The organism is Polymorphospora sp. A560 (assembly GCF_045781765.1).
GTDB classification, from domain to species: Bacteria; Actinomycetota; Actinomycetes; order Mycobacteriales; family Micromonosporaceae; genus Polymorphospora; species Polymorphospora lycopeni.
This window is the reverse complement of record NZ_CP122282.1, coordinates 5,976,511-6,002,652: the sequence shown is the minus strand read 5'-3', so window position 1 is coordinate 6,002,652 and position 26,142 is coordinate 5,976,511. Positions and strand designations below refer to the sequence as shown.

General features: G+C 68.4%; 33 protein-coding genes. 1 reads left to right on the top strand and 32 read right to left on the bottom strand.

The features are described from left to right. Positions 1-22 precede the first annotated feature (22 nt). The 6 genes from QCD66_RS27015 to QCD66_RS26990 all read right to left on the bottom strand — a co-directional run bounded on the left by QCD66_RS27015 (position 23) and on the right by QCD66_RS26990 (position 2,692). Positions 23-175 carry a hypothetical protein gene (locus QCD66_RS27015; protein WP_375733364.1) on the bottom strand — a complete coding sequence of 51 codons (153 nt, stop codon included), beginning with the start codon at positions 173-175 and terminating at the stop codon, positions 23-25. A gap of 1 nt (position 176) precedes the next feature. After that, positions 177-533, bottom strand: a complete 357-nt coding sequence (locus tag QCD66_RS27010) for a hypothetical protein (RefSeq protein ID WP_375733363.1) — start codon at positions 531-533, stop codon at positions 177-179. Positions 534-945: 412 nt separating this feature from the next. Further along, on the bottom strand, positions 946-1,287 hold the full coding sequence (locus QCD66_RS27005; RefSeq protein WP_375733362.1) for a hypothetical protein: 342 nt from the start codon (positions 1,285-1,287) through the stop codon (positions 946-948). Then, positions 1,287-1,505, bottom strand: a complete 219-nt coding sequence (locus QCD66_RS27000; RefSeq protein WP_375733361.1) for a hypothetical protein — start codon at positions 1,503-1,505, stop codon at positions 1,287-1,289. Before QCD66_RS27000 ends, QCD66_RS27005 begins: the two co-directional genes overlap by 1 nt. A 14-nt stretch (positions 1,506-1,519) precedes the next feature. Next, positions 1,520-1,840, bottom strand: a complete 321-nt coding sequence (locus QCD66_RS26995) for a hypothetical protein (protein WP_375733360.1) — start codon at positions 1,838-1,840, stop codon at positions 1,520-1,522. Positions 1,841-1,870: 30 nt separating this feature from the next. Then, the gene (locus QCD66_RS26990) at positions 1,871-2,692 is read right to left on the bottom strand and encodes a hypothetical protein (RefSeq protein ID WP_375733359.1); all 822 of its coding nucleotides are present in this window, start codon (positions 2,690-2,692) and stop codon (positions 1,871-1,873) included. 174 nt (positions 2,693-2,866) lie between these two features. Here QCD66_RS26990 and QCD66_RS26985 point away from each other — a divergent pair, with 174 nt between their 5' ends. Continuing rightward, on the top strand, positions 2,867-3,283 hold the full coding sequence (locus QCD66_RS26985) for an MmpS family transport accessory protein (protein ID WP_375733358.1): 417 nt from the start codon (positions 2,867-2,869) through the stop codon (positions 3,281-3,283). Positions 3,284-3,287: 4 nt separating this feature from the next. Here the strand turns inward: QCD66_RS26985 and QCD66_RS26980 are convergent, their stop codons facing one another. From QCD66_RS26980 to QCD66_RS26855, 26 genes are all read right to left on the bottom strand, one after another. Next, positions 3,288-3,959 (bottom strand): hypothetical protein, encoded by a 672-nt coding sequence (locus QCD66_RS26980; RefSeq protein WP_375733357.1) that lies wholly within the window; start codon positions 3,957-3,959, stop codon positions 3,288-3,290. 10 nt (positions 3,960-3,969) lie between these two features. Next, positions 3,970-4,890, bottom strand: coding sequence for a hypothetical protein (locus tag QCD66_RS26975; RefSeq protein ID WP_375733356.1), 921 nt, complete (start codon positions 4,888-4,890; stop codon positions 3,970-3,972). 1 nt (position 4,891) lies between these two features. Beyond that, positions 4,892-6,055, bottom strand: coding sequence for a siphovirus ReqiPepy6 Gp37-like family protein (locus QCD66_RS26970; RefSeq protein ID WP_375733355.1), 1,164 nt, complete (start codon positions 6,053-6,055; stop codon positions 4,892-4,894). Then, complete coding sequence (locus QCD66_RS26965; RefSeq protein ID WP_375733354.1) at positions 6,055-6,897, bottom strand: hypothetical protein; 843 nt, start codon at positions 6,895-6,897, stop codon at positions 6,055-6,057. Before QCD66_RS26965 ends, QCD66_RS26970 begins: the two co-directional genes overlap by 1 nt. Positions 6,898-7,008: 111 nt before the next feature. Beyond that, positions 7,009-9,795, bottom strand: coding sequence for a hypothetical protein (locus QCD66_RS26960; protein WP_375733353.1), 2,787 nt, complete (start codon positions 9,793-9,795; stop codon positions 7,009-7,011). A gap of 21 nt (positions 9,796-9,816) precedes the next feature. Then, positions 9,817-10,041 carry a hypothetical protein gene (locus QCD66_RS26955; protein ID WP_375733352.1) on the bottom strand — a complete coding sequence of 75 codons (225 nt, stop codon included), beginning with the start codon at positions 10,039-10,041 and terminating at the stop codon, positions 9,817-9,819. A 62-nt stretch (positions 10,042-10,103) separates the two neighbouring features. Continuing rightward, a complete protein-coding gene (locus QCD66_RS26950; protein WP_375733351.1) occupies positions 10,104-10,550 on the bottom strand; it encodes a hypothetical protein in 447 nt (148 codons plus the stop codon). Then, complete coding sequence (locus QCD66_RS26945) at positions 10,543-10,806, bottom strand: hypothetical protein (RefSeq protein ID WP_375733350.1); 264 nt, start codon at positions 10,804-10,806, stop codon at positions 10,543-10,545. Before QCD66_RS26945 ends, QCD66_RS26950 begins: the two co-directional genes overlap by 8 nt. Continuing rightward, entirely contained in the window at positions 10,799-11,224 is a 426-nt protein-coding gene (locus QCD66_RS26940) for a hypothetical protein (RefSeq protein WP_375733349.1), read from the bottom strand. The genes QCD66_RS26945 and QCD66_RS26940 overlap by 8 nt, the downstream gene beginning before the upstream one ends. Positions 11,225-11,312: 88 nt before the next feature. Beyond that, positions 11,313-11,882 carry a hypothetical protein gene (locus tag QCD66_RS26935; RefSeq protein WP_375733348.1) on the bottom strand — a complete coding sequence of 190 codons (570 nt, stop codon included), beginning with the start codon at positions 11,880-11,882 and terminating at the stop codon, positions 11,313-11,315. Positions 11,883-11,965: 83 nt separating this feature from the next. After that, positions 11,966-12,331: a hypothetical protein gene (locus QCD66_RS26930; RefSeq protein WP_407566843.1), complete on the bottom strand. Its 366-nt coding sequence runs from the start codon at positions 12,329-12,331 to the stop codon at positions 11,966-11,968. 58 nt (positions 12,332-12,389) lie between these two features. Continuing rightward, complete coding sequence (locus QCD66_RS26925) at positions 12,390-12,695, bottom strand: HK97 gp10 family phage protein (RefSeq protein WP_375733346.1); 306 nt, start codon at positions 12,693-12,695, stop codon at positions 12,390-12,392. 10 nt (positions 12,696-12,705) lie between these two features. Further along, a complete protein-coding gene (locus QCD66_RS26920) occupies positions 12,706-13,461 on the bottom strand; it encodes a hypothetical protein (protein ID WP_375733345.1) in 756 nt (251 codons plus the stop codon). Positions 13,462-13,475: 14 nt separating this feature from the next. Beyond that, positions 13,476-14,492 carry a PKD domain-containing protein gene (locus QCD66_RS26915; RefSeq protein ID WP_375733344.1) on the bottom strand — a complete coding sequence of 339 codons (1,017 nt, stop codon included), beginning with the start codon at positions 14,490-14,492 and terminating at the stop codon, positions 13,476-13,478. Beyond that, positions 14,489-16,714: a fibronectin type III domain-containing protein gene (locus QCD66_RS26910; RefSeq protein WP_407566842.1), complete on the bottom strand. Its 2,226-nt coding sequence runs from the start codon at positions 16,712-16,714 to the stop codon at positions 14,489-14,491. The genes QCD66_RS26915 and QCD66_RS26910 overlap by 4 nt, the downstream gene beginning before the upstream one ends. 17 nt (positions 16,715-16,731) lie before the next feature. Continuing rightward, on the bottom strand, positions 16,732-17,268 hold the full coding sequence (locus QCD66_RS26905; RefSeq protein ID WP_375733342.1) for a hypothetical protein: 537 nt from the start codon (positions 17,266-17,268) through the stop codon (positions 16,732-16,734). A gap of 55 nt (positions 17,269-17,323) precedes the next feature. Next, the gene (locus QCD66_RS26900) at positions 17,324-17,809 is read right to left on the bottom strand and encodes a hypothetical protein (protein WP_375733341.1); all 486 of its coding nucleotides are present in this window, start codon (positions 17,807-17,809) and stop codon (positions 17,324-17,326) included. Positions 17,810-17,823: 14 nt separating this feature from the next. Further along, complete coding sequence (locus tag QCD66_RS26895; RefSeq protein ID WP_375733340.1) at positions 17,824-18,759, bottom strand: hypothetical protein; 936 nt, start codon at positions 18,757-18,759, stop codon at positions 17,824-17,826. Between the two features lie 143 nt (positions 18,760-18,902). Beyond that, positions 18,903-19,262: a capsid cement protein gene (locus QCD66_RS26890; RefSeq protein WP_375733339.1), complete on the bottom strand. Its 360-nt coding sequence runs from the start codon at positions 19,260-19,262 to the stop codon at positions 18,903-18,905. Positions 19,263-19,264: 2 nt separating this feature from the next. Continuing rightward, positions 19,265-21,217: a 2'-5' RNA ligase family protein gene (locus QCD66_RS26885; RefSeq protein WP_375733338.1), complete on the bottom strand. Its 1,953-nt coding sequence runs from the start codon at positions 21,215-21,217 to the stop codon at positions 19,265-19,267. Continuing rightward, positions 21,210-21,497, bottom strand: coding sequence for a hypothetical protein (locus QCD66_RS26880; protein ID WP_375733337.1), 288 nt, complete (start codon positions 21,495-21,497; stop codon positions 21,210-21,212). The genes QCD66_RS26885 and QCD66_RS26880 overlap by 8 nt, the downstream gene beginning before the upstream one ends. A 6-nt stretch (positions 21,498-21,503) precedes the next feature. Beyond that, entirely contained in the window at positions 21,504-23,561 is a 2,058-nt protein-coding gene (locus QCD66_RS26875; RefSeq protein ID WP_375733336.1) for a DUF935 family protein, read from the bottom strand. A gap of 14 nt (positions 23,562-23,575) precedes the next feature. After that, positions 23,576-24,898 (bottom strand): PBSX family phage terminase large subunit, encoded by a 1,323-nt coding sequence (locus QCD66_RS26870; protein ID WP_375733335.1) that lies wholly within the window; start codon positions 24,896-24,898, stop codon positions 23,576-23,578. Beyond that, positions 24,888-25,418 carry a hypothetical protein gene (locus QCD66_RS26865; RefSeq protein WP_375733334.1) on the bottom strand — a complete coding sequence of 177 codons (531 nt, stop codon included), beginning with the start codon at positions 25,416-25,418 and terminating at the stop codon, positions 24,888-24,890. The genes QCD66_RS26870 and QCD66_RS26865 overlap by 11 nt, the downstream gene beginning before the upstream one ends. Positions 25,419-25,498: 80 nt before the next feature. Further along, on the bottom strand, positions 25,499-25,780 hold the full coding sequence (locus QCD66_RS26860) for a hypothetical protein (RefSeq protein ID WP_375733333.1): 282 nt from the start codon (positions 25,778-25,780) through the stop codon (positions 25,499-25,501). Then, positions 25,777-26,052: a hypothetical protein gene (locus QCD66_RS26855; protein ID WP_375733332.1), complete on the bottom strand. Its 276-nt coding sequence runs from the start codon at positions 26,050-26,052 to the stop codon at positions 25,777-25,779. Before QCD66_RS26855 ends, QCD66_RS26860 begins: the two co-directional genes overlap by 4 nt. Between the last annotated feature and the right edge of the window lie 90 nt (positions 26,053-26,142).

Here is a 26,142-nt window from a genome sequence, read left to right as displayed (position 1 = left end):
CCGCGCCTATCCCTGGGAGGGTCTACGTGACCGCCTGCCATTGAGGCAGCGCCAGGGCGAGCGAGAGAACAGCGAGACCGAGCCAGCCAAGCGAGACCCGACCGCCGACACCGAACGCGGCGAGCGCTGCCAGGATCACAGCAACCGCGTACAGCAGGGCGACGAGAGCAGCCATGTCAGGCTGCCGGCCGCTCGGACGGCTTGTCGGTCACGACCACTGACTGCGCCGCGTCAGCGACACCCGTCGGCCGGAACAAGCCCAGGTGGATCGCGACCGCGATGCCGAAGTTGATCGCCGTCGTGTAGATCACCGGAACCGCCTCGAAGGCGACGCCGGTGTTCGTGGCCTGTAGCCAGGCTTCGAGCACGGTCTTGACCGCAGCCAGGGCCAGCAGCAGCACGGCCTTGACGGCGCCGGACGTCGACTGGCGGGTGACGAGGCCGACGAGGATCGGCAGCACGATCGTGATCGCGAGCGAGAGCAGGCCGCCGAGATCGGCGGTGAACCCGTAGACGGGTAGGGTGGTTTCCAACGATTCCTCCAGGGATGTTGCCGCAGGTGGCGGCCATGGTTGGTACGTGTGTGCGATACGGTGCGAGGGTGGGAGTCGACTGGCGCGCCGAGAACATCCAGGTCGGCGACTGGGTGTGCTTCGACCACGGCCGCATCCAGCCCGTGATGCAGGTCGTGCCCTGCTGCCCCTGCGGCCGGCTGGCACTCCAGGCCGTCATCGAAGACGGGAAACTCGCCTACGGGCCGGGGCGACCCAGCCACTGCACCAAGGGACACCCGTTACTACCCGGCAGGATGCTGCTCGGCTACCGCGGATGCCTATGCAACGCGGGCGGCGGCCACCACACATGGCTATGCCGGGCGGATGTCGGTGGAGTCGAGTGCGGCGACCTTCAAGAGGCTCCACCACATGACATCGGCGCGTCGCCGCCTTACTTCGGGCCCGGCTCCACCGACCGCTCCAGGGCCTGAGCCCGCTCCACGAAGCCGCGGTACGAAGCGATCCTCAGGATCAATGCCGCATCCAGCAGCACCAGGAAGCCGATCGACACAATCGCATCGGACACACCTGGTGTCGCCGTTCCCGGCCACCGCAAGATGATCAAAATGACCTGACGCAGGTAGAACAGGAACACGATTAGCACCCACGCGCTGGCGTCCCACGCCGCCAGCCGCCGCCACCGCCTCGGCCGATGAGTGCCCAGGAACAAGCCGGCAGCGACCAGGCCGATCAGCAACAACACCAGCACGGCTGCCTGGTAGTAGGTCAGCATCAGCCTCTTCCTTGCACCAGATTTTGCAGCCACTCGTCATAGCTGTTCGCCACGTTGTGGCCGCGAATCTTCCGCTCCTCGATCTCCGCCTCCCGGCGCAGCTGGGCCGCCATCTCCCGATCCCGTTCCGCGCGCAGACCGCTCTGCTCCGCCTGAGCAACCGCCGACAAGGCGTCATCGGTGGGGCGGCGGTCCCCAAACGGCAACAGCTTCCGCATCCACCGCCACCACCTCATGTCATCGCCCCCGGATTACTGGGGTGGCCGAGCCGATCCAGTAGGCCCGTCGCTGTCCGGGCCGTCTCCACAGCGGCACCCGCCGACCGCGAAGCATCAACGAAGGCGTCTCGGGTTGCTTGGTGGGCATCCCGCTCCCTCTCATACGCGTCCTTCCACGCGTCGCGGTCGGTACGCATCTGCTCGTGGGACGGCTTCGGCACCAGCCAGCCGAGCAGCATCAGCGCCACGACAAGGCCGGGCACGCCCCACTGCAGCAGCAGTCCGATCACGTTCGGCGCGTTCTCTGCCGCCTCCGCAGCGAGGCGTCCGATCATCGATTACCCCCGTTGCGGTCAGGTGAAGCGTCAGAGGACAGTGCCCGCGACACCACGGGCGGTGGCGTCGTCGGGATACTCCTCGAGCGGGATGTCCTTGACGGCGACGCCCTTCGCGGCAGCCACCTTCGCCTTCATCGCCTCCCACGAAGCGGGGTTCGGCAAGGCTCTGGCCACCATGCCGTTGCCAACGTAGACGGTCGCGGTCTTCGCGCCCTTGGTGAAGTACCAGTCCTTCATTGCGGTCTCCTCTGCTGCTGCAGCCCAGGCGGCACGGCGCACGGTTGGTGCCGGGCTAGGGGATGGGGCCGGCTGACCCGGAATCGGGGCGCCGGTGAGGATGGCGAATACCTTGCGCATCACGGCCATGTCGCCGGCGTACCTGCGCTTGAAGGTGATGTGCAGGTGCCACAAATGCGACGAATCCGAGGTCGCGGCAACGTTGCGGACGTTGTCGTAGCCGTCGACCCGCTGATCCCCATCGAGGTTGCCGTACCAGGCGGCAATCTCCTCCACCAGGCCGGCACGGACCGCCTTGTCGAGCCGCTGGCAGATCGTCAACATCTCGGCCTTACTGGCCGGGGTGAAGTCGAAGCCGGCAATCCACCGCAACTGCTCGTCGTTGAGGTCGTCCTCAACGGTGTACCGCCGATTCGTGGCGAACCTGCTCTTGAGTAGCCACTCCTGGGACCGGTGCGACCCGGACAGGTGCAGATTGTCGCCCTTGGTGCCGGCTGCTGTTCGGGGCCGCTTGAAGTGAGCACAGAGCGCGTCACCAAGCCACCGGACCGCCGGTGTCACAATCTCGCGTCCCCAGACCGCCTCCGCGGCGAGCTGCGCATACGTAGGCACGGTCTACCTCCAGGACGTGATGTGAGCCCGTCTCGAGCGTCCGCCCGGCGGGAGCGAGGCGATCAGTGGTGTGCCGCCACGTGGAACGGATCGAGCGCGCCGATCGGCTCCTTCGCGTGTCAGATGGGTGACACAGAGCGAAGCTGAAGGGAGCGGGTGGCGGAGACTGCCCCGATGTCCATGCCCTACCCGCCACCACCACCGCTGGCCCCGAAGAATCGCGGCCCCTGGCTGATCATCGGCATTGTCGCCGCCGTCATCGCCGTCCTCTGCTGCGGCGGTATCGGCGTGGCCTACTTCATCGGCCTCCGTACCGTCGAGGAAGCAACCAAGCCGCACGACGTTCGGTTTGAGGTCACCTCAGAAGCAGGAACCGCCTACATCAACTGGTCCACCCTCGGTGACTCAGCCGTCGAATCCGAAGCCGCAACGCCGTGGAGCAAAGAGGTGCAACTCGAAGGCTCTGCAGGGCTCGCGGGGGTCACCGCGACCGCAATCGGAACCATCAGTTGCAAGCTTTGGGTGGACGGCAATCTCGTCGACGAAGGCGAGTCCGAGGGCGTCGTCAACTGCTCCGCCACCATCTCCTGACCGGTCAGGACGAACCAATCCACGACACCATCCAGTCGGAGGCGGGCATCACGACCCCGTCCACGGTGTCTGGATCAACGGGGCCCAAAAAGACGCGGGGCACGTCGACTGCACCTTTGAGCGCTGTCGGCGCGTAGTCGTCACCGGTCCAGTACAAGACGTTGCCCGTCGCTGCGGTCGGCGTCGCCCACTTCACCCCGGTCGCCTCGGCGCTGTCAGCGGTCAACACCTGACCGTTGGCGCCTGAGTCGACCGGGGTCGGCACCCCGAACGACGAGCCGACCAACAGAACGCCTTTGTCGTCGTACAACTCGCGCGACACCAGGTCTTCGAGCTGTTCCGGGTCGACCGAGCCGCCACCGCCGCCAACCGCCGACATCAGCACCCGCGGTCCAGTGCCGGCCTGGGCCCACATCCGGTCCACGCCGTCCGGGCCGTACAACGGCGGAATCTGGCCCACCGATCGTCCGTCCGCGCCGGTCGACGACGTCACAGACGTGATCGGGGTGCCGGCAGAGTCGGTCAGATCCTCGTACTGGGTGCCGCCGATCTCAAGATTCCAAAAGGTGATGACCTGGCCGCCCGCGAGTTGGGCCAGGTCATCAACGCCGGCAACCCCGTCTACGGCGTTGAACGTCCAGTCGGCGGGGCCGCCACCAAACAACTGTCGTGCCACCGTCGCCTCCCTAGACCGGCCACGAGTCGCGGGCGCCGAGATGCGAGGTAGGGCCGAGCCCGCCGTGCGGGCTGTCGACACGCACCTGCCCGGCAGCGTTGACAGAGACCCGGAACGTGTAGCCGGGGGCGCTGGGCGTAATCGCCGGAATCTCGATCACCTCGCCGCCAACCGCTGGCCGGAACCCTGTTGGCAGCGTCGTGATGATCGATGTCGTGTTCGCCGCCAGCGTTGATCCGGTCCGTCGAACGTTGCACCACAAGGTGACCTGCCCGTTCAGGCGCCGTACCTGCAGTAGGCGGGCGCCCCAGCCGGCGGCTGGTGTCAGCGGCACCCAGCCTGTGTCCTCCCTGAGTATCAGCCACTGTGAGCCCACTGAGACGAGGACCTGACCAGTGTTTGTTTCGGTGATCTGCCGTCCAGGGGAGTGCGGCGGTCGGGTTGTGGAAGTGCAGATGATTTGCCCGTCATCGCCGACGTACCAGGCGCGAGGTGTCACAACGCTGCCTGCAAAGGTGGTCGCCCCGGAGGCAACCGCCACATCGGCAACCGGCAGTTCCCACACCCCGGACGAGCCCGTCTGCATCGTGACCGCCGGCGGCCCGGCACCCGGCGTGCCTTGCACAATCTGTGAGGTGACGTCCCACGTTGACCGGCTGAGACGTAGAACTACCACGTCGATGCGGGTCTGGCCGGACGAGTTCGCGGCGTGGGTTTTGGTGACCTCGACGCCGTCGTTCTCCCAGCCGTAGCCTTCGACAAGTGCCTGCCGGTTTGCGCGGATCTTCGTCGTGCGGGTGCCGGTCCCATCCGCATAGACGAGCGGCAGGTCGGCGGGCGAGCCGAGCAGCCCGGACGGGCCGAGCCGACCCAACAGCCGTTCATGCTGAAGCTGGGTTACCGACGGATCTGGATATGAAGACTCGGCCACGTCAGCGGGCCTCCAATCGGGCGAGCCGGCGCGCAATGTCGCGGGTGTAGGTCAGCCACAGCGGATCCGACGACGCCTCTTGGCTGCCGATCAGGGCGCTAACAAGCTCACCGGTTTCCGGTGTTGCCTTGAGTTGGACGGCGCGAACAACGTCAGTGACCTCGACGCCCGAGGTCAGTTCGATCGACACGATGTCGCCGAGCCCGTAGTGGACGCCGTACCGCTGTGTCGGGACATCGATCGTCACGGCGGACAGTCGCGCGGTCTGCGCGCCCTCTGCGAGGGCTTCGTCCCCAGCTTGGTCAAGCTCGGTGGTGTCGCCCGCGTCGTCGTCGGACTGTCGCTGGTCCTTGAACGCTTCAAGGCGCCAGCCGTCAGCGATTGCAGCCGCGTTCAGTCGTTCGACGATGACGCGGCTTGTGCCCTCGTCCTTGCCGCCGACGATCGCTGCGGTAACGGTGGCTGCCGTTTCGTCGTACTCGTACTCGCGCAGGTTGCCCAGACCGCGGCTGAACCGCACGCTTCGGGAGCGATCCGTAGGGCCATACACCTGCAACTCGACCTGCTGGCCAACCTGCTGTGTGCGGAACCCGAGCCCGCCGCCAGCTAGTGCGGCAGTTCGGGCGGCATCGCCAAGCGGTTCGAAGCGGGTGCCCAGCACGATGTTCGACCCAACGCCGGCCACCGGTCCAAGTACGAGCTTCGGCACGCGACGGGCGGCAAGAGCACCCGGCCCGGCATTGAGGTTGAACAGGGAACGGAGGATCGTCTCCGCACTCCCGGAGGCAGTCCAGCGGGCCACCGAGGTCTGGGCTGTAGCCGGCTGCGACGGATCCGGGTAGGTCGCCCGAGCGACGGCAAGCGCCAGATCATCCGAGAAAGAGACGGTGATGGTGCCAGGATTGGAGTCCTGCCCGTCGACCGACCACTTCTCCGGGCCGCGTTTCTCTATCGGCCCCGCACAGAAGACCTGGCCATCGCGGATGACAATAATCCGGTAGCCGCCACCCCGGATCTGCTGCATGAGCGGCAGATAGGCCGGCGCGCTGAAGTTGCCGCTCGCGGGCTCATTGAAGCGGAGCGTGACGTCAAGGTCAGTCCAGCCGATGATCGGATCACCTACGACGTTGAGGTTTCGGTCGGTGACAAGCAGTGTGATCGCCATCAGGGGGTCTCGAATCGCAGGTCAAACGCCAGCTCGATCGACGTGCCGGCAGCGGATCCGCTCACCGCGAACTGGATGTTGCTGGTGCCGGGCTGCAGGCCCCACAGCACCGCGCCGGGCCAGTTGAGGGCGCCAGTCCAGATATCCCCGTCCCCGGCTGGACCACGTACGGCGGGCGGATCAGTTGTGATGGTGACCGTCTGCCCGGAAAGTAAGTCGCCGTCGCCATCCCAGTTAGGGTCAAGGGTGAATGATTCGCCGCTGCTGACGTTTGTGGCGGTAATAGCTGAGGCCGGACCGGTGATCGTCCACTCCGGCCAGGCCTCAACGTCGCCGGAGTTGACTGCGGTTGTGGTGCCAAGAACCGATGCCGGCGACACGGTGAGGTGGACCGGCTCCAGGTAGGAGACCGGAGATCCGTGCTCGTATCGGATCCGGACCGGGGCGGTCGACCGCCAGTACGGGTCCTCGCACAGCAGGGAGATGACGACAGTGTCGTCGATCCAGCCGCGGCCCGGCTCACCATCCCAGCCGGCCTGGTAGTAGGCGCGGATCTCGCGCACACTGCCATCGGGGCGGGCGATCTGAAGCCGACCGGGGCCACGCCGGCGCGTCTGGGTAAAAGCGCGGGCTAGTGACCGCCACAACGCCTGAAACCCGTCGGCAGTCGTCCCTCGGATAACAAGCGGCCAGTTGATGACCCGCGCCTGCGGCTGAATGTGCCGAACCCGGACGCCGCCGCGCGGGTGCGGATCCGACACGATTCCGATCGGCGCCGCGCCGAGCCCGGACACCTGATTGGGTGTGAACCAGCCGCGCTCCGGGACATCCAGCGGCCACACACTTCCGTCCGGTGCGATCCACGTTGCCCGAGCGCGGCCAGCATCGTGGCCGGGCTGGACAACGATCGGATCCGGCGGCGGAGCGACAACGGACCCTGCAAGGAGCGGCATCTACCGGGCCCTCCCGATCCTGGCGAGAGTGGCCTGCCGCTCCTGAAGCGCCCGCAGTTGTTCAAGCGTGGCGTTGCCGTTGTGCAGGTGATACTCGGAGTGACTTGCTGTTGGCGCGGACGGGGCCGCCGAGTACGCCGACGCCGGGAATGCGACCTGGGCTGCGAGGCGACCGGCCGCCGCGGCGACGATCGGCGTCTGCGAGTCCATGCCGCCGGCCAGCAGTTCGGCAATCGACTGCCCGCTGTAGTACGGGTTACCACGGCCGGACAGGGGGCCTGTCTTGGCCGGGCTGAACGGCAGGTAGTTGCGGATCGTTCCGGCCATACTCGAGGCCACGGTTCCCAATGAGCCGAACATCGACCGGATGCCGTTGATCAGCCCCTGCACGACGTTCCGGCCCGCCTGATACAGCAGGTTGCCCATGTTGCCGAGCGCGCCGCTGATCTGGCCCGGCAGCCCCCGGATCGCGCTAAGCGCGTTCGACGCCGATCGCTGCACGGTGGTGCCGAAGGTGTCTGCTGCCCCACTGACCGCCCGGAACGGCGCAGTCAGAACGTTCAGAACGGCGGTGATCGCCCGAATAACTCCGATTGCGATCGTTAGCGCGATGACTAGCAGCGTCATCATGCGGTGCAGTTGCCCCGACTCGACGAACACCTGCAAGAAGACGATCGCGAGCGTGACAAGCATCGGTAGGAGCGGCAGAAGTGCTGCCACCAGCTCAAGAATCGTCGGCGTCAACTGTACGAACGCCGAGATGATCAACGGTAGGTAGGGGCGTAGTGCCTCGAACGCGACAAGCAGGTACTGGGCGAACAGCACCCCAAGCTGGGTCAGGCTTGGGATCATCGCGATGAATGCCGCAGTGATCTGCGGCAGGTGCGGCAACAGTTGCCGGATCATCTCCTCGACGATCTGCACCAAGATCGGGGCCAGCGGCTCGAATGCCTGCGCCAGCGCTAGGCCAGCCTGGGCCAGTGCAGGCAGGGCGCGCGTACCGAGTTCAAGCATCGTTGGCAGCAGCGCACTCAGGGCTGACGTGAACGCAATCGCAAACTGCTTGATCAGCGGCTCAAGGACCGTAGATAGCTGGGTCAGCACCACAGACACCGTGGTGAGCCCTCCCGCCAGCGCCACGCCGAGCGTGGCCACCAGTGGAGCAACAGCCTTGGCCAGGGCAGCAAACGCGCCGGCCACCAACGGCACAACTGGTTCAAGGTGGAACAGGGCGAGCGAGATGGCGTCAAGCAACACAACGAAGCCCGGCGCTGCCCCGGTAATCAGGGAAGCGAGGATCGATCCGAGAGTCCGCAGCGTCGGGGCCACGGCGGCAAGTACCTCGCCGAGTGCGGCGCCGATCTGGCCGGCAGCCTCGAACAGGCTGCCCATGCCTTCGGCACCCTTGCCAGCGCTGCTCATGCCTTGGCGGGCACCAGCGGTGCCGTAGGCCAGTTCGCGTAGCGCGGCCGACAGTCCGTCGATCAGGATGATCAGGCCGGGTGTGAACCCGTCGATCAGTTGTGCAAGCACGGCGGCGAACGGCTCGATGGCGCCGGCCACGGCAGTCAGGGCCGGGGCGAGTGCGACCACGGCCGGGGCGAGGGCGCTGATCCCAGCCGCGAGCGCGGCGACGATCTGGTCAAGGCCGGGCGCGAAGGCGATTGCTACGTCGGAGATGGCCTTGGCCAGCGGCGTCAGCGCCCGGAGCAGGGTCAGCAGAACCGGGGTCAGCGCCTCGCCGATCCTGCCCAGCTCTTCAAAGACGCTCTTGATGGCGCCCTGGCCGAGCGCGCTATTGACCGTGCGGTTGAGGCGGTCGAAGAAACCAAAGATCCCGGCACCGTCCGCGCTTCCGGCGGCCCGGAAGATGCCGCCGATGATGCCGATGATGTCGCCGCCCAGGGCAAAGAGCTGCTGGGCAGCGGCAACACCGTCGCGGAACATCTGCGCCATCTCGCCGTTACGTGCCAGTTCGGAGATGCGCTCGGCAACCGAGGTGATAGCCCCGGCCACGCCCGCGCTGAACTCGGCGGTGACCGCGGCGCCAACCCGAACCAGGTCGAGCATGGCCTGCAGAACCGGTTGAAGCGCCCGGTTGAGGTTCGACACCGTCGCGGTTGCCGAGGTGAAAACGGACCGGAGGGTCAGCGCATTGGCGGCGGTCGCCAGGCCGCGCAGCGCCCGGTTGACGCCGGCGTTGAGGACTGCCGCCAGTCCCTCCATGCCGGCCGTGAGCGGCGGCAGGAAGCGCGTGACCAGCACCCGCATCGTGGTCGAGATGTTGCGCAACAGAATGTTCTGCAGGCGCAGGCCCAAGCCGTCGAAAACGCGCTTGTACGACCTGAGCTGCCGGGCAACTGACTTGCCGTTCTTGCTCAGGCCCTTCAGCGTCGCGTTGAAGGTCTTGGCGTCCGCGTCGATCGCCTTGAAGCTCTCCGACATGCCGGACAGGCCGAGCCGGATCGTGCCAACCGCAGCCGCAGCAATGGCCGCGACACCGGGCAGTGCGATCAGAGAGCCGGCAGCGGTTGCGACAGTCGTGCCGAGCGCGGCGATGACCGGCAGCGCAGACGCGATCGACGACGCGAGGCCGGCGATGGCGGTCGCCCCGATACCAGCGGCAGCCGCGAGCCCAGTGAGCTTGAGCGAGCTGGTGATGGCCTTGCTCATCGCCCCAGCCGCCCGCTGGAACTCGCGGGTGACCGCCTGCCGCAGCGACCGGGCGAAGTCGCGGGCCGAGGCCACGACGGTGACCGCGACAGTGCCGACGTTGGGGGAGGTCAAGGCGACCTCCCCCGGCCATCGTCAGGCGGCAGGAGCGCCGGGGATCAATCCGAGGTTCGCCAGCCGCCGGGCTATGTCGTCGCCGTCGACCTTCTTTGCCCTCTGCGACTTGCCGCCGCCGAGCTTGATCGGCTTCGGCCTTTGCCCCTTGCCACCGCCTCGCTGCCAGTTGCCGGCGGCGATGAGGTTGGCGACGTGGGCAAGAAGGTGGTCACCTGGCCGCAGGTGGGCGTCAGGCCCGAGCACGGCGATCCCGAGCGCCGAGTCGGCCGGAAGATGCCGAATCCGGGCCAGCAGCTCTCGAGGCGTCAGCCTCTCTTCCGGCCGCCCGTAGAGCGCGCGCGGGAGACGGATCTGGTGGTAGCGCGAGAGGTCAGCTTCAATGGCCTCTCCGTGCTCGCGGAGGAGTCGGAAGAGGCCAAGAGTTCCCCCAGATCGGCGCCCGCGTGCTTCTGCCACTGGTCGAAGATGTTCATGATCAGTTGGATCGGCTGCGGCACCTGCTCCCAGCGGGCGGCCTGCTCGGGGTCGAGGCGGAAGCCGTGCTGGAAGAACTTGAGGATGAGGTCGACGGGAATCTCGGCGTTCTCGTCCGCGCTGGCAAGGGCTTCGAGTTCGGCGGCAACATCGATGACACGCCAGTCAATCTCGGAGAAGTGTGGCAGGCTCCACTTCTCGCCGGCCCAGGTGAAGGTGAACGGTTCGCGGCGGGTTTCGCCGTACCAGGCGTCGAAGTCGAAGGCGACGTCACTCATCGGTGGCCTCCGGTTCCTCGATGTCGACGGTGAGGCGGCGTACGAACAGGGTCAGGGTGGCCAGTACGAGGCTTTGGTCGTCGAGGGTGACCTCATGCAGCCGGACCGGGGGGTCCTTCGGCGCGAGTAGCGTCTGCCCGTTGAGCCGGATCTCGTTTGGCACGATGACCCCCGCGAAGCCGTCGCCGCCCTGCCGTCTGCTGCGCTTCTCGACGACCTCGATGACGGCCGCCTGGGGCGTCTGCTTGTCAGCCACGGAGATCCCTTCCTCGCACCTTCCGCAACATCTCCAGGTTCCGCTGCAGGGCGGCCCCGGGCGGTGCATGCGTCAGCACCACCTCCGGCGTCCAGCCGGGGATGTCGGCGCGCGGGTCGCGGCTCCCCGGCTGCCATGTCCGGCTGATCTTCTCGTCGGCAGCGGACGCCTTGCGAATCGCCACCTCGTCGGCTGGCACCACCAGCGTGACGATGGTCCCAGCCTCGGACGGGCCAACCTCGTACCCGACCACAGCCACCGGCAGCGGCGTCCCGTTGATCCGTACCTCGTAGCCGGCGACCGCCTCGCCAACCTTGGGCAGCAGGCCGAGGTTGTCGAGCCGATCCGCGACCTGCCGATCACCTTGCGCGTGTGGGGGCAGCGGGATGCACTGCTCCACGATCTCAACTTTCGTCATGTGCGGGTCTCCTTGTGCGGAATGTGCGGGTGGATGCGGGTAGAACGCCGGCCTGCGGACCCGCACAGCACGCAGGCCGGCGGGTCTATCAGCCCTCGTCGAGCGCCAGGGCCGGATCCACGTAGTAGCGGTAGGCGACGTTCCCGGACGAGTCGACGAAGCACTTGACCGTCCACTGGTAAACCGTCACGTCCTGCGAGGACCACACGACGTCGCCGCGCTCCGAGACCTGCCCGAACGGGACCACAACCCGCTGCAGCCGGGCGCCATCGACGCCATGCAGCACCCAGGCACGCAGATCCCGGGCGGGTGGCCGTTCCGCGACCGTCACCCCGGTCGCCGTCTGCGTGATCGTCGATCCGGAGTACTGCACGCCGAGCGTCACCTGGTTCGTCTCCATCGCGGCGAACTGGAACGTCTTGACGTATTCGCCCGGCAGCGAAGCAGCGAGTGCGTTGCCCTGCCACATGAAGATGTCGTTGAAGTCCTGGGACGTCGCCTCGGTGATGCCGTCGCCGCTGATGGCGCCGACCTCGGAGAAGTCAGCGCCGAGCGCCGTGGTGGCGTCGGTGGGCAGGGTGATGGAGGTGTCGCCGTAGGCGGTGACCGCCACGAGACCGTTCTGGTAGGCGCGGATCAGGCTGATGTCGACCGCCATGGGTCACTCCTTGAAGGCATGGTGATGGCCCGGCGGTCGCCGGGTAAGGACACGGGGGAAAGGGCGCCGGCAGGCGGCGGAGATCAGGGAGTTGCGTGGACCGTTAGCCGGTAGGCGGCCGTCCACCGCTCGATAGCGGAGGCGTCATCCCACGGCGCCCACGCTGGCCGGGCAAGCGTCTCGACCGACTTGATGAAGGCGCCCGACACTGGATCGATATGCCGAACGAACCGAAGCCGCAGCGCAGACCGGACCATCTCGGCCAGGCCGGCGGCCATTTCGTCGGTGCCGGCGTAGCAGTCGATGTTCAGGTCGACGACGTCGAGGGTCAGGGTGGTGTCGCCGGGCGAGCTGACGGCTGTCTGCACCACGACCAGTCGGTAGGTGTATTGGCTGTTGCTGGGCAGCTTGTTCTCGACCCGGATCCGGCTCTTCGCCGGGATGCCCATGTTCAGGTCGGTTCGGAGCCAGTTTCGGGCCATGATGTGCAGCAGTGGGTAGCCCATGTCAGCCGCCGGCGGCGTGCAGAGCGCGGGACAGGATCCGCTGCGCCGCCATATGCCGGGTGCCGACCTCCAAGAAGTACGAGTACGGTGCGGTGGCAACAACCTCGGAGTAGGCGCCCGACGCCCGAACCCCGGACCTGACGCGGATGCTGGCCCGATACCGGCCCGTCCGCACCGGGGCGATCGACCGGGCCACGGCAGCAACCCGCTGGCCCCGCCGATCCATCTCCCGCTGCATCCAGGGCTGCATCATCATCCGGCGGACGCCCGCCTGGTCGACGTTCACGCGCACACGGAACTGGGCCATCGGCACCTCCTCAGAGGTAGGAGTCACCCCACGGCACAGGCGGCGGGAAACTCCAGCGCGGCAGCAGCGCGTTGGCCTGCCCGGGGTCGACCGGGTTGCCGCCGTTCGCGGCGTCGTTGGCTGCCACCAGCTCGTCGAGTTGCGTGTCGGCAAGCCGCAGCAGGTCGTTGGCCCGTTGCAGCGTCAGCTCGGTCTGCTGATCGTCCGGCCAGCCCCGCTCAACCGCAGCCGCGGCCCAGAGCGCGACCACGACCGACGCCGCATCATGTAGTGACGAGTGGATCGGCCCGGTTCGAGACGCGATGCGGGCAGCACCGTCGGCGATGAGTCGGTCGACCATCGCCCCGGTCGGCACGGTGGTGCTATCGAAGGTCAACTGATGTGTGTTGGAGTCCCGCTGCAAGGTGCGGGCCGGCACATAGTTCGCCACCCGGCTTCGGCCCGGCAGCCATGTCGGACCGTTCGCAAGCGGGTTCGGCACCACGTACACCGTCTGCACGTCGTAGTCGGCGCCCTCGCCGCTGATCGTCCACCGGAGCAGCCACCGTGCCGGCTGGTCGTAGAGGACCGGGTCGGTGGCGGTCCAGCGTTGCTGCTGCTCGCCGGTGCCGTCCTCGGCTGGCTCCAGCGGTTCGGCAGTGAGCGGTACGGCCTCGCTGCTGCCATCCGGCTTGAGGACGGAGAGCGTCACCACTGTTGTTTCGTCTGCGGGCTGCACCAGCTTCGACGGCCGCTCCGCGTCCCCGACCGTTACGTCACCAGCCACCGGCACCCCTTCGGTCAAGACCAGCCGTCGCTCACGCGCAGCTGGATCGGATGGGTCTGCCAGGCGCCAGCAACCCACACCTTGGCGCTCCCGGTTGCGGCTACCGAGATGGTGACCGTGTCGGGGTCGGAGTCGCCGCGGTCGTCGGTGACCGTCAACGAGAAGACCAGCACAGCGCCGTCGACTGAGGCCGGGGCGCCAAACGTTGGCTGCGTCGCAGTCGGGTCGTCCAACTCGACCGGAGTGCCGGACACCTGCTCCCACAGGTAGCCGACGAGCGTCCCATCCGGATCCGTTGAGCCGGAGCCGTCAAGGATGACAGTCGCACCAGGCGGCACTGACTGGTCCGGGCCTGCGTTCGCAACCGGCGGCACGTTCACCGACGACAGAACGATGGTGGCCGCGGCGACCGCGATTGTGGACTCGGACAGGCTGTGAACGGCGGCCGGTTCCTCGCCGGGTGAGGCAAGTGCCTTGGTCGCAACACCCTGGACCGCGTTCTTCAGCGACACGGAGGTGGATACGGCCTGGCCTTGCATCGTCCAGCCGGACGCCGCCGTCAGCGTCGGCTGGACCCCGGACGCTGCGACGGTGCCGCCGATGACCGCGACCGCGTACGCCGGCACGCCGAGTGGGGTAACCGCCGGAGTGGCTGGCGATGCCGTCTGCGACCCGGACGCCGACGGCACGACCTGGCCGACACTGGCCGGCAGGCCGCTGTCGTCGTAGTAGGCGAAGATGTTGAGCACCCAGCGCGCGGAGACGCCGAGTCCAATCTCAACCGCGGCCCCGGCGTCCCCGGCTTCGGCCCGACGCTGGGCGGCGCGCACCGAAGACGACGAGTTCGACGTCGTGTTCAGGGCAGTGATGACCGTCCACCCGGCGGGCGGGGCCAGGATGCCGCCGGATGCGGCGATCTGGACCGTAGCGACCAGCAGGTCGCCGGGCTGCGTACCAGCCGGGATCGTCCCCGATGCGGTCGACGCCGAGCCGGGCGACGCGGTTGAGGTGATACCGCGGACGGCGATCACGGGTACGCCCCCATCGACACCGGGGTCCAGTCGTTCACCGGTTCGCCAGCCGTTACGACGTGGCTGTAGAACCAGCCCTGGCTAGTCCTTCGATACGTCTGTCCGCTTTCGTGCCACACGTTGGTGTCGTCGAAGACCTGGTCGGCGTCGGCTTGGATCGAGTTGTAGACCGGGCCGGCAATGAACTGTCGACCGAACCGGTTGCGGTACCAGTAGGCGTGTTCGGTTGTGAAGACACCCTTGGCTGTCGTCTGGGGAGAGACGTTGCCGACCCGGATGACGTAGTTGGCGCCGTTGCAGTAGTTGTCGGTCATCAGGAACCAGGACCCGTTGCCGGTCATTTTGCCGACCTGCAACGTCCCGTTCGCGAAGTCCTGCACCTCGGGAGACGGCGCGTTTTCCGGTCCGGTGAAGCAGTCGAGCCGGTTGAAGACCACCGCGATGTTGTTGCCGGCGGTCCACTGCACCGGGTCGGCGTGCGCGCCGGGCGCCTTCTCCAACCCGTGCACCCAGTTGTACTCAACCAACGCGTTTGAGCCGACCTTGAACGCGTCGTTCGAAATGCCCCACAGGTCGCAGTATCGGGCCGTGTAACCGCCGTACGGTGGCAGCGCCGCCGACATCGCCTGGCCGCAGATCAGTTCGCAGTAGCTGATCACCAAGCCGGGATTGGCATCCTGCGTCGACACGAGGTACTTGCCGGAGCCGGTGACGAGGCGGCCATTGATCCGGCAGTACCGGATCGTGACGTTCGGCGCCCGCACGAATACCTGGCCAACAATGTCAAGGTACTGAAGAACGGCACCGGGGCGGGTGACGGTTACCGACGTCGACCCGGTGGTGGCGTCGACCGTTACCGCTCCCGATGGCAGTCCCTTGGCGTCGATGAGCGTCCCGACGGCTGGCTTGGTCAGGTGGTCGTAGCCGCGACCCTGGGCTGTAAGCACCGGCAGCACACCGCAGTAGTCCGGGCCGAGGTCGGCACCGCTGGTTACACCGGTTGGTGGCTCGGTCATGCCGTAGGCGCCGCGGCCGTTGTTGACGCCGTTGTTGCCACCCCACCAGTCCGGTGCGCCGACAAGCGGTCCGACAGAGCCGATCACCCACGGGCCAGCCGGGGCCGCGATCTGCTCGGCGGGCTGGCTCGGGCCGGCCGTGTTTCGCGCGGCGACCGTGAGCGTGTAGACGACGCCGTTGTTCAGGCCGGTCAGGGTCGCACTGCGGGCACCGGCGCCGAGTTGGAGCGGCGGCGCATCGTCCGGGGTGACCGTCACGGTGTAGCCGGTAACTGGGGCGCCACGGTCGTCGTACGGAGGCTGCCATGCTGCCGCGAGCTGCCCGGACGAGGCAACCACCGCTAGGTCGCGGGGCGCGTCCGGCGCCGTCACGGTCGGCTGGCCGCCCGACACGGTTCGCCATGCCGCAGACTGCCGCACCCGCACCACGGCGATACCGCCGGCCGGCGGCGGGCCGGGCTCGTCGACATCCCAGGTCGTTGCCACGCTCTTGGTGACGGTCGCGGCGACATCCCAGGTGGTGGCGACGGCCCGCGTCACGGTCGTTGAGGACGAGCCGGCCGGCCTCAGTGCACCGAGGAAGGCGACGTTCGACGAGAAGGTGGAGTTCCACGTCAACAGACCGGTCGCGCCGACGCTGGTCTTCGGCGCGGTCGCGAGCGCCACGCCAGTGTCGTCGCCGACGGTGTTCAGGATCTCGAACTGCTCGGCTAGTGCGCCGGGGTCGGTCGTCGACCAGTTGGAGTAGGTGCGGTTGTCGATCGTTGCCGCCGCGCCGACGATCAGGGTGTCGGCAACGGTCGTGACGATCTCAGGACCGGGCGCGCCGACAGGCGTCGTGTTGTTGACCTTCCGGGCGCTGGTGTCGAACGGGTCGCCGTCCTCAGCGCAGCCGCGCACCACGACAAGCGCTGCGGTGGTTGAAGAGGTGCCGCCCAACCACACGTAGGTGGCCGGCTCGGACGCGGTCGCCCGCCGCCACGACATGGCGCCGTAGCCAGGGATGACCGGCAGGTCGCCGACCGTGTAGTCCTGCTCACGGATCGTCCAGCCGTCTGGCTGCACCAGCGGCGATGCGCCGTGCGTGGAGGCGACTGCGACCAGGATGTCGCCCTCGACGACCTCGGGCGGTGTGGTGACAGTGGCGGAGGTGGAGCCGGTGCCGGATGCGACCGTGGCGAGCGTGACAACCGTAGGAGCCGGCACCGTGACCCCCTCGACGGTTAGAGGTTGTCGCCGGTGACGGCGATCGTGACCCCGTCCCCAACGAGGGCGCTCGTGTTAGCAGCGGCGCGGCGGATCCAGATGGCCCGGCACTGCCCGGATGGCAGATCGCCGAGCGCCAGGCCGCTGCTTGCGTCGGTCGGCGCTGAGAAGGTCACGCCGGCGGGCGCGGTCGTCGGGGTGGAGATGGTGACCGCCTGCGCCGTGCTCGATCCGATCGCGGATGCGGCGGTCGGATCGACGCCGACCGCGACGGTGGTGCCGCCGGACACCTGCGTGGGCAGGTACACGACCGCACCCGACAGCGGGTCGGTGGCGTGCGCGTTGTGGACAAAGACGCAGGCGTAGTCGACCTGGCTCGCCGCGTTTTGGCTGCCGGTGACCTTCGGGAACAGGCCGTGAAGGCCACCGTCCGGCACCTCTGTGGTAGCGGCGTACTTGCCCAGCGACTGCCCAACCACACCCGCTGCGGTGTTACCTGCGGAGGCAGGCGGCGCCGACAGCTTGAGCAGGATGTCGCTCGACGCGACCGGCATCGTTCACCTCCGCAGGCGGCGCCGGACCCCATGGCCGGGGCCCGGCGTTCCCGGATCAGCTCTGGCGCGACTTGACCAACTCGACGAGCGCCGCCTTGTCGGACTTGACGAGGTCGTCGTAGCTGCCGCCCTGGCTGACCAAGTACTCGACCAGGACGTCGTGGGACGCACGCCCGTCGGGTGCCTTGCCGCCGAGGTCCGCCAGCTTCTCCTGGGCGGCCTTGCGACGCTCGGCCTGCTCGGCGTCGGCCTTCGCCTGCTCCTCCGCCTTCGCGGCACCGGACTGCGACTGCTTCGACTGCTCGGCGGTCGCCTTACCCGGCTTCTTGCCGTCGTCAACGAGCGCAGCCGGCACGCCGTCGGCGTTCACACCGCCGGTCTCGCCGTCCGCCCGCGCAACCAGCCCGGACGCCAGCAGATGCCTCAGCTCCGGCGCCGACTCCGGCACGATCGCACCCTTCATCACCAGGGTCCGCATCGCACCCGTCGCACCGGCCACGGTCACGTAGGCGCACTCGCCCACCACCTGATAGGTAGCCATCGTCACGCCTCCAATCAGCCGAGCGCGCCGGTGCCGGTGATCCGGATGCCCGCACCCGGCTCCTGCACGATCGGGACCGTGATCCGGCGCGCCCAGATGTCCCAGGCGTCCCGCTCCTCGATCCGGCGCGTCTTGTACTGCAGGCCGTTGTCCATCGTCGCGTAGCCGGGGTCGACCTCGGCTTCGTCGGCCATGCCGCCGAGCTGGTCGGAGTCGAACACCCACACGTCGTCGCTGGGGAGGTTCGCGACCGCGGTGGAGATGATCCGGTACTTGCCGAGCCGGTCGATTTCCCCGCCGTAGATCGGGTTGTCGGACGTCTCCCGGCGGCGCAGGGCAGCGATGGCCGGGTCGGTGACCAGCATCGCGTACTTCGTCGTCGACATCAGGATGGCGTCCGGCCGGTAGCCCTGGTTCAGGTCGACGATCTTCGCAGCGGCGACCTCGACGTCGCGGAACAGGGCCGGGGAGGCGGCGTTCCAGGCGGCGGCAGCGGCGGAGGTGTTGGTGACGGCCGACGACACGGCGGCGGTGGTCAGCTTGTCGACCTTCGAGATGACGGTGTTCGCGGTCTTCAGCAGGGCGCGGTTCAGTTCCTGCCCCATGTACACGGATCGCTTCAGCTTCTCGTCGGTCAGCGTGACCGCCTGTCCCCACTTCGACACGGCGGCGAGGGCGGCGGTGCCGTCGGCCGGGCTGTCACGCGGGTACTCGGAGCCGGGCGGGACGGCTTCGACCGCCCGTGTGTTCATGATCGGCTCGGACTGTTCGAACGCGACCGCGCCACCGGAGGTGCGGTAGCGGTTGGTGAGGATCTGGTCGGCGACGAACCGCAGGTCGGCGATCGTCCGCAGGCGGCGCCGCAGGTAGGTCGGGGACTGCAGCAGTCGGTGGATGGTGAGCAGGTCACCGGACAGCGTCGGGGCTGCCGGGGGGTATGCACCGGGCACGGTGGTGTCCTTTTCAGGGTGGGCCCGGCGAGCGGGCACGACGAAGAGGCCCGGCACGCTGGGCGTGGGGCCTCGAAGAAGCTCAGGGGTGTGTGCGGAGGGTGCCCGCCAGCGTCAGGGCTGGCGGGCTACCGGGTGGAGGATCAGATCTCCATCCACTCGACCAGCGCCTCGTCGGCGGCGGTCGTCAGGGCGATGCCGATGTTGTTGACTCCGGCGGTTCCGGATGCGACCGCGCCGGCGGCGGCGGAGTCGACGCGGTCGCCGGCGGTGATCGCACCGTCGGCGGTCGACACGTGGACCTTGCCGCGCGGGTAGTAGGAGACGCGGGTGCCGGATGCGGCGTCGAACGCGGCGACACCGATAACAGCGGCGGACGCGGCACCCGCAGGACCGACAGTTCCGTTGCCGGACACGGCGAGGACCTGGCCGCCGGTGATGGCGGCGGAGGCGGTGCCGCCGATCTGGTCGGCCCACACGTACTTGGCTTCGTAGGCGCCCATGGTCAGGACTCCTTCACGGCGGTCGGGCCGTCGAGGCGGGCCATCATCGCCTCGAATTCGGCGTCGGTGTCCTGGGTCGGCTCGGCCTCGCCGGTGTAGCCGGACGCGGCGACCGGAACGGCGGTGCCGGGGGCGATCGAGGCGAGGACGCGGGTAATCGCGGCCGGGGCCTCGTCGTAGTCGGTCTCCCACTGGGCGCGGTCGGCGGGCTTGAACTTGCCCTGCTTCTCGGCCTCGTCGAGGACGCTGGCCTTGATGGTGTCGGCCTTGGCCTTCTCCGCGTCGGCGAGCTTCTGCGACATCGTCTGGACCTGGGAGGCGAGGACCTTGACCTCCTTGCGGAGTTCGTTGGCTTCCTCTTCGGCCTTGGCTGCGGCGGCGACCTGCTGGGGGTCGGGCTGGGGCGGGGTGTCGGCCTTGGTCTTGAGGGCGTCGAGTGCCGCCAGGATGGCGGTGTCGTCGGCGTCTTCGGCCAGGCCGAGCCGTGAGCGCACGTCGGCGTTCAGGGTGGACAAGGTGTCCTCCTCCGGTTCGGGTTGTGGTGCGGGCTCCGGCTCGGCGGCCGGGAGTATGGGGTCGCCCTGCGGTTCTGAGGGCTGGGCGGGGTCGGCCAGCGGCTCGGGCACGGGCTCGACCGGCTGAGGCGTCTGCGGCTCGTCGGCCGGCGGCGTGGGCTGGGTCATCAGTTCGCCTTCCTGGGCCGCGGCCCGGACCTTGCGATGCCGTCGGTCGCCGGGCCAGTAGCCGAAGTGGTCGTGGAACCACTGACTGGCGATGCGCTTCGCGCGGGCCGCGCCGACGTGCTTGCGGATAAGGCGGTAGAGGGTGGTCCACGGATGCCGCTTCGTCGCCCACCGGGACAGGCCTTTGCCGAGCCAGTACCGCTTGAGGTTGTTGCCGTCCCCGTCCGCAGCGGCGACCAGTTCCTCGCCCGGCTCTTCGGCCTCGTCGGGCTCGGGGCCGCCGATGAGCGGGATGTCGATGTGCTGGCCTGCAAGCGCGATCCTCAGCCGGTCGAACCGGACGGGGCCGACGCGGTCGACGAGGGCGGCGAGCCGGGACAGGTCGTCGGTGTACTGCAGGGTCATATGCGCGTGCCACGGGGCATGCTGTGACGGCAGCGCCAGGTGCTGCAGGCTGTCGCCGATCAGCGTGTGAACAGCGTCGAGCAGGTCACCGGACAGGCCGGCAACAATGCACGTCTTGCGCTCCGACACGTCGCCAGGGTTGAACGCCGACAGCGCGAAAACCTCGGCCTCCACGACCGGCATCCCGTTCACCGCAGTGGAGACGGTGTCGATGATGTCCTGCCGGTCCGCTGGGGCCAGGTTGACGGCGTCGCCGAGGTAGGCGAGCGTGACGTGGAGCTGTTCGGCCGGTTCGCCGCCATCGACCGCGAGCCGTTCGGCGTCGGCCTCGGTGGGGATCAGGGCAACCATCGCCCCGGTGTGCACCTCGGCGGCCATGATGGTCACCTGCACCGGTTCGGCGCCCTCGGGCACGCCCGCCGCGACACCGAGATGACCGGGCAGGTCGTTGAGGTTCCGCAGCGTCCGCACCGCAGGCGGCGTGACCCCGAGCAGCGCCACCGCCGTAAGTACGAACGGATGGACATGGCCGGCGCCGCAGCGGTGGTTGTAGTGCCCCTCGATGCTCCGAGACGGGTACGCGGCGGCCTGCACAGCGGCAAGCCACGGCAGCGTCACCTGGTCGCCGACGAGGGTGTGACCGCCGTCGGGCGAGCGTAGGTTCTCGAACCAGCCGAGGGCGGGTTCGCCGTCGAACCGCTTGTCGACGTGGCCGAGCTTGATGACCGGCTTCCGAATCGCCGGGCAGTCCTGAGCTGCGATCGCCGCGGCAATGTCGGCCGGGGTCGGGTTCCAGGTGCCGGTCATGGTCTCCCACGACCCGGTCCGGATCAGCTCAATTCCGTCGCGGCGGGCGAGGTCAGCCATCGTCGCCCCCTTGCCGCTCGGCTTCCATCGCCGCGCGAATGAAGTGGTCGCGGACTCCGACGAGGTTGCAGAGACCTTCGGTCAGTTGAGGGCCGTCCGGCAGGCGACTGATCATGTCGAACGCGACCGCGGCGAAACCTGCCCCGATCAGCCGCAGGTTGGGCTTGAGGTAGGAGTAAGCGAAGTGGTGCGCGATAGTGGTCACGCTGTAGTGGCGGCCTGCGACCTGCGCTTCGATCCAGTCGTGGCTACCCTCGGCGGGACTGTCGGTGGGTGCCATCAAGGCTCACCTCCGCATGATCGGCAGCAGTGGGACCAGGAAGCCTCGGCACCGGTCTCGCCCTTGGCAGTGCCGGTTCTTAAGCCCGAGCGGGTAGTCGGTCAAGCCGGCGGCCAACGTCGCGTACTCAGCGCCGTCTGCCTTGCGGCAAGGGCCGCACGAGTTGGCGTCGAGGCGTTCCGTTGCCCGGAACCGAGTGCCGTCGGGCGCCTGCTCAAGCGCGGCAAGACGTCCTTCGCCCTGGGCGGCGGACGCTGCCGAGCGAAGCTGCCCAGCAACGAGGCCGCCGTCCTTCGCGCGGCTCAGTTCGGTCAGGTCGGCGCGCACCGCCTCGGCGACTGCCTCTGCGGTTGCGTCCGGCCCCGACAGGCGCAGCGCCGTCCGACCCGCAGCCGACGAGTAGCCACCCACGATCAGACCGGCCGTTGCCTCCGCCAGCGCCCGGACCCGCTGCCGCCGGTCCGCACCCAGTTCGGCCCGGACCGTTACACCGCCGGCGGCAAGCTCGGCTGCCGCCCCCGTCGCGGCAGCCGCAGCCACCCCCGACAGGCCAATCGCCAGCCCACCCGCAAGAGCAGCCACCAGGGCGGGGGAGACAGCCAACATGCCGAGACCAACCAGCGTCCCGGCGGCAACCTCAGCCGCCGTCGCCGCGGCCAACGCTTCGACCAGCGGCCCGGACTGCTCCTCCCACTGGGCGGCCATCTCGCGGACGGCCTGGTCGTGCTGGTCACGGATCTGCTCGTAGTCCGGCTCGACCATCGCCGGCTCGGCCGCCGCGACCCGCTCAGGCTCACCGCCGGTCGGCTGGCCGGGAGCACCGCGGGTCGCCGTCCGGGCCGGCGCTGCGCTTTCGCGCTCCGGCAGCCGCCACTCACGTCGCACCCACTCCTCGAGCGCAGGGTCACCGGACAGCGCCCCGGACGACAGCAGTAGCTGCAGCGACTCAGCGGTCACCTCACGCTTCGACCCGATTCCCGACGCGACCACCCGCGGCACCGGCTCCTGGTCGCCCCAGTTCCATTCGACGATCCGAGCCGCGATCTGCCGTGTGGCGACGTCGGCGATTTCGTCGGCGATGGAGCCAAGCGCCAGCGTCCACGAGTCGATGAAGGCGGTGCCGAGGGCCCGTGACCCGGACTCGCTGGTGCCGAGGTCCAGATGGTTCATGAGCGCCATCTGCGACATCTGCTGGTCGAGCCACTTGATGTACGCGAGGGTGTCCGGTACGGAGCCGGACATGCCGACGATTTTCAGCTCGAAGCCGGGCGGTACAGCGGCGCCAGCCTGGTCGCCGCCACGGGCGGCGGCGGCGAGGGTCATCGCTTCCTGCATCTGGGCGACGGTTGGTTGCGTGCCGGGCTTTGCCTCCATGACGGGGACGCCCATGCCCCAGCGGCGGTTCGCTTGGGCGTGCACCCGCATCAGCTCATGTTTGAGCAGCCAAGGGCCGTAGGCGGGACGCAGCAGGGACGTGCCGGTCCACGTGGCGCCTTCACGCTCGTGGCAGTACCACGCCAGCCGGTCCGCCCGGATCTGCGGCGTGCCGCCGTGCGGGGACGTCAGCTGCTGGTCGACACCAAGCAGGCGGCCGGTCTTCGTGTCGACGTGGATGTTGTCGATCGTGACCGGCAGCCGCTCGGCGAGGGTCGTCAGCCGGGCGCGGCCGTCAACGATGGCGGCTTCCATCTCGAAGCCCATGTGCCCGAACGGCAGCATCAGCAGTGCCGCGCGCAGATGCTCGGACCACGACACCCCGTGGTAGCGGCCGACACCGGGGTCTTCGGCGTCCATCATCGGCAGCCCGAGGTCATCGGCGACGTGCTGAACCACCTCGGGCCGGCAGCCGGTGCCATCAACCTGCCACGTCGCCCGCCGCAACTGCAGCGTGTACCCGGTCAGGATTGCCGCCAGCCGCGGATCGCGGCGCATCTCGCCGTAGACGCGCACCGACTGCGGCCACAGCAGAGGCGGCACATGCTCCAGCGGGTCGAAGACGGCGTCGACGCCGGTCCACTCGGATACCTGGCCGATCAGCCGGGTTGGGGCGGAGGTGCGGGCCACGGCACACCCCCGGATCACATGGCTACGGTCGCGAAGTCGATCCCGTCATCCCGGATTCGGTGCCGGATCTGGTCGGCGGTGTTCGGGCGCCGCCACACGCTTTCGCTGGTCGCGACCGCATACCGCAGCGCGTCGCATGAGTGGTCGTCGACCTTGATTGGTGCGTCGATGCCCCGCTGTGCCTTCGCGTCGTCCCACGAATAGCCGGGCAGTTCGTCGAGCAGGCCCTTGCAGGAGCGGTGCACCTTCAGCTTCCCGGCCGCCATCAGGCTCGACACCGTCCGGATGCCGTCGGCGACCGCGTTCTCGGCCGGCTGCGGTGACATGCCGTCGCGGAAGAGTTGCTGCATGAACGACGCCGCCGACGGGTCGACGGCGATCATCTCCGGGCGTACGCCGACCGCGGCCAGTCCGGGCTGGTGGTAGCCGTCCAGCCAGGCCCGCACCCGCGCCGAGTATTCGGAGTCGGTCAGGCTGCGGCGGGCAAGCTTCGACTCGTACCGCCACTCGCTCGCCACGTACAGCGTCTGGGAGGCGTCCATTCCTACCAGCAGCGCCACGAACGGGTTCGAGGTGCCGTAGTCGACGCCGGCGGCAACCCACCGCCAGATCGGCGGGATGATGTCGACGATGTACCGGTCGGCATCCCACATGTCGTAGATCGAGCCTTCGGCGAGACGCCACAGCCCCTTGATGAACCGGTCGTACCACAGCCCTACGTACTGGGCCTTCAACCGCTCGACATAGTCGGGGTCCAGCGACGGGTTGTCGTCGAGGGTGAAGTGCCAGTACCGCATCCCGACCTCGCTGGCGCGGAGCATGAACTCCTTGCGCAGCCAGTGCGAGGAACCGTCGGGGTTCGTCGTTGCGAACACCTTTGCGTTCGGTACGCGCAGCCGGGACAGCAGCATCATCCAGAACGAGTGCGGAACCAGGGTCGCCTCGTCTACGTAGGCGAGCGCGACCGTTGCCCCACGGATCCGGGCCTCGGCGCGTGCGTCGGATGCGCCGACTAGGTGAACGGTTCGACCGAGGATGATCGCCGTTGTCGAGCCGGGCGTGTGGTGCACCTGCCCGGCAAGAAACCCGAACAGCTCCGGCGCCTGCAACGGGTCGATCAGGTTCCGTTCGATCGTCTGCAGCGTTCGCCCGATCGCAACCACCAGACCTTGCGACGGGGCTACGGACAGCGCGATCAGGAACGCGATCAGCGAAGAGATTGTCTTCCCGGACGACACCGCGCCAGTCCACAGCGCGATCTGCGGTGTCTGCTGCGCCTCCACGATTGACTGGATCTGCTTCGGCGACAGCGCCCGCGTCACACGGTCAAGATCCATCGTCGCTAGGCGGTTGCGTGCTGGTGTCGCCCATTTGCCGATACGCGATCCCCAGCCCGAGCGCGAGTTCGCCGAGGACGGACTTGGCGTGCTCCTCGCCGCGGTTGTCGTCGAACTTCTTGAGCGCCATGTGCTTGTCGAGCGCGATCCCGATCGACGTGTACGCCTGGCGAACCTCGGCGAGTGGAGGAAGGTTGAGGGTGACGAGTTCCGGACCTTCGTTGCTTCGCTCGTAGTACGAGTAGGTGGACCACGCTCGCTCGCGGAGCCGTTGTGCGTCGTCGATCAGTTGTTCGGCGAGTTCGGCCCGCGCTGCTCGAAGGTCTGCCGCCCTGGCTCGTGTCGCGTTTTCCGTCTGCGTGCGTTCGAACGCGTTCGCAACGTTCGCATCGGCTGCGAACTTGGAGACGGTGGAGACGGCGACGCCGTGCTTTTTGGCGATCTGTCGTGCGCCTAGCTTGTTCTCGCGGATGTCGGCGAGGATGGCGGCGCGTTTGTCGTCTGGGATACGCGGGGGCACACGGTCACCTCCGCGCTTGGGTTACGGGTGCCGCCTTCCGGCCTGGCTTTGGCTCCGGGCCGGGGGTGCGTCGGGGTGGGTCAGGCGTTGGCGTCGGGAGCGTCGAGGGCAGTGCGCACGAAGCAGTCCTTCGCCTTCAACAGCTTCCTGAGGCCGGTGGTCAGTTCGGGGCCGTCGGGAAGCCGTTCGATCATGTCGAGTGCGAGGTGGGCGCAGGCGGCGGAGACGCTGCGGAGCGGAACTGGCAGGTGGTCGTAGGCGAAGTAGCGGACGATGCCGACGGTGGCGTCGTGGCGGCCGGCGTTGATGGCTTCGAGCCATTGGCGGCTGCCGGTGGCGGGCTGGGCCGGGTCGCGGGTCACGCTGCCTCCATGATCGCGGCCGGACGGCTGCTGCGGGTTGTGCCGCGCCGGGAGTTGGGGTTGCTGCCGGTGGCGCGTTCAGCATCGAGGAGGTCGCCGTACCGGTAGAGGCGCCGGCCGCGTTCGTCTTTGCCGACGACGGTGAGGCGGCGTTCGGTGCCGTCGGGTTCGGTCCAGCCGCGGAGGGCCCACATGGAGATGGTGGTGGCGGGGACGGCGACGGCGACGGCGGCGAGTTCGCGGGTGAGGCCGGCGTCGAGGTTGGGTCGCATGTGCACCCCCTGGAGACGGCGAAGCGCCCCGGGCGGGTGGCCTCGGGGCGCTTTGGAGACATTGCGTCTGCTGGCACGCACTGTAACGCG

What these genes read in the sequence shown, in the direction of transcription:
- QCD66_RS26970 (WP_375733355.1), bottom strand. Translation starts at nt 6,055, where the DNA reads ATGGCGATCACACTGCTTGTCACCGACCGAAACCTCAACGTCGTAGGT.
- QCD66_RS27005 (WP_375733362.1), bottom strand. Translation starts at nt 1,287, where the DNA reads ATGCTGACCTACTACCAGGCAGCCGTGCTGGTGTTGTTGCTGATCGGC.
- QCD66_RS26935 (WP_375733348.1), bottom strand. Translation starts at nt 11,882, where the DNA reads ATGGCGGTCGACATCAGCCTGATCCGCGCCTACCAGAACGGTCTCGTG.
- QCD66_RS26940 (WP_375733349.1), bottom strand. Translation starts at nt 11,224, where the DNA reads ATGACGAAAGTTGAGATCGTGGAGCAGTGCATCCCGCTGCCCCCACAC.
- QCD66_RS26985 (WP_375733358.1), top strand. Translation starts at nt 2,867, where the DNA reads ATGTCCATGCCCTACCCGCCACCACCACCGCTGGCCCCGAAGAATCGC.
- QCD66_RS26880 (WP_375733337.1), bottom strand. Translation starts at nt 21,497, where the DNA reads ATGGCACCCACCGACAGTCCCGCCGAGGGTAGCCACGACTGGATCGAA.
- QCD66_RS26950 (WP_375733351.1), bottom strand. Translation starts at nt 10,550, where the DNA reads ATGAGTGACGTCGCCTTCGACTTCGACGCCTGGTACGGCGAAACCCGC.
- QCD66_RS26870 (WP_375733335.1), bottom strand. Translation starts at nt 24,898, where the DNA reads ATGGATCTTGACCGTGTGACGCGGGCGCTGTCGCCGAAGCAGATCCAG.
- QCD66_RS26890 (WP_375733339.1), bottom strand. Translation starts at nt 19,262, where the DNA reads ATGGGCGCCTACGAAGCCAAGTACGTGTGGGCCGACCAGATCGGCGGC.
- QCD66_RS26885 (WP_375733338.1), bottom strand. Translation starts at nt 21,217, where the DNA reads ATGGCTGACCTCGCCCGCCGCGACGGAATTGAGCTGATCCGGACCGGG.
- QCD66_RS26905 (WP_375733342.1), bottom strand. Translation starts at nt 17,268, where the DNA reads ATGCCGGTCGCGTCGAGCGACATCCTGCTCAAGCTGTCGGCGCCGCCT.
- QCD66_RS27015 (WP_375733364.1), bottom strand. Translation starts at nt 175, where the DNA reads ATGGCTGCTCTCGTCGCCCTGCTGTACGCGGTTGCTGTGATCCTGGCA.
- QCD66_RS27000 (WP_375733361.1), bottom strand. Translation starts at nt 1,505, where the DNA reads ATGCGGAAGCTGTTGCCGTTTGGGGACCGCCGCCCCACCGATGACGCC.
- QCD66_RS26925 (WP_375733346.1), bottom strand. Translation starts at nt 12,695, where the DNA reads ATGGCCCAGTTCCGTGTGCGCGTGAACGTCGACCAGGCGGGCGTCCGC.
- QCD66_RS26855 (WP_375733332.1), bottom strand. Translation starts at nt 26,052, where the DNA reads ATGCGACCCAACCTCGACGCCGGCCTCACCCGCGAACTCGCCGCCGTC.
- QCD66_RS26995 (WP_375733360.1), bottom strand. Translation starts at nt 1,840, where the DNA reads ATGATCGGACGCCTCGCTGCGGAGGCGGCAGAGAACGCGCCGAACGTG.
- QCD66_RS26930 (WP_407566843.1), bottom strand. Translation starts at nt 12,331, where the DNA reads ATGGGCATCCCGGCGAAGAGCCGGATCCGGGTCGAGAACAAGCTGCCC.
- QCD66_RS26900 (WP_375733341.1), bottom strand. Translation starts at nt 17,809, where the DNA reads ATGGCTACCTATCAGGTGGTGGGCGAGTGCGCCTACGTGACCGTGGCC.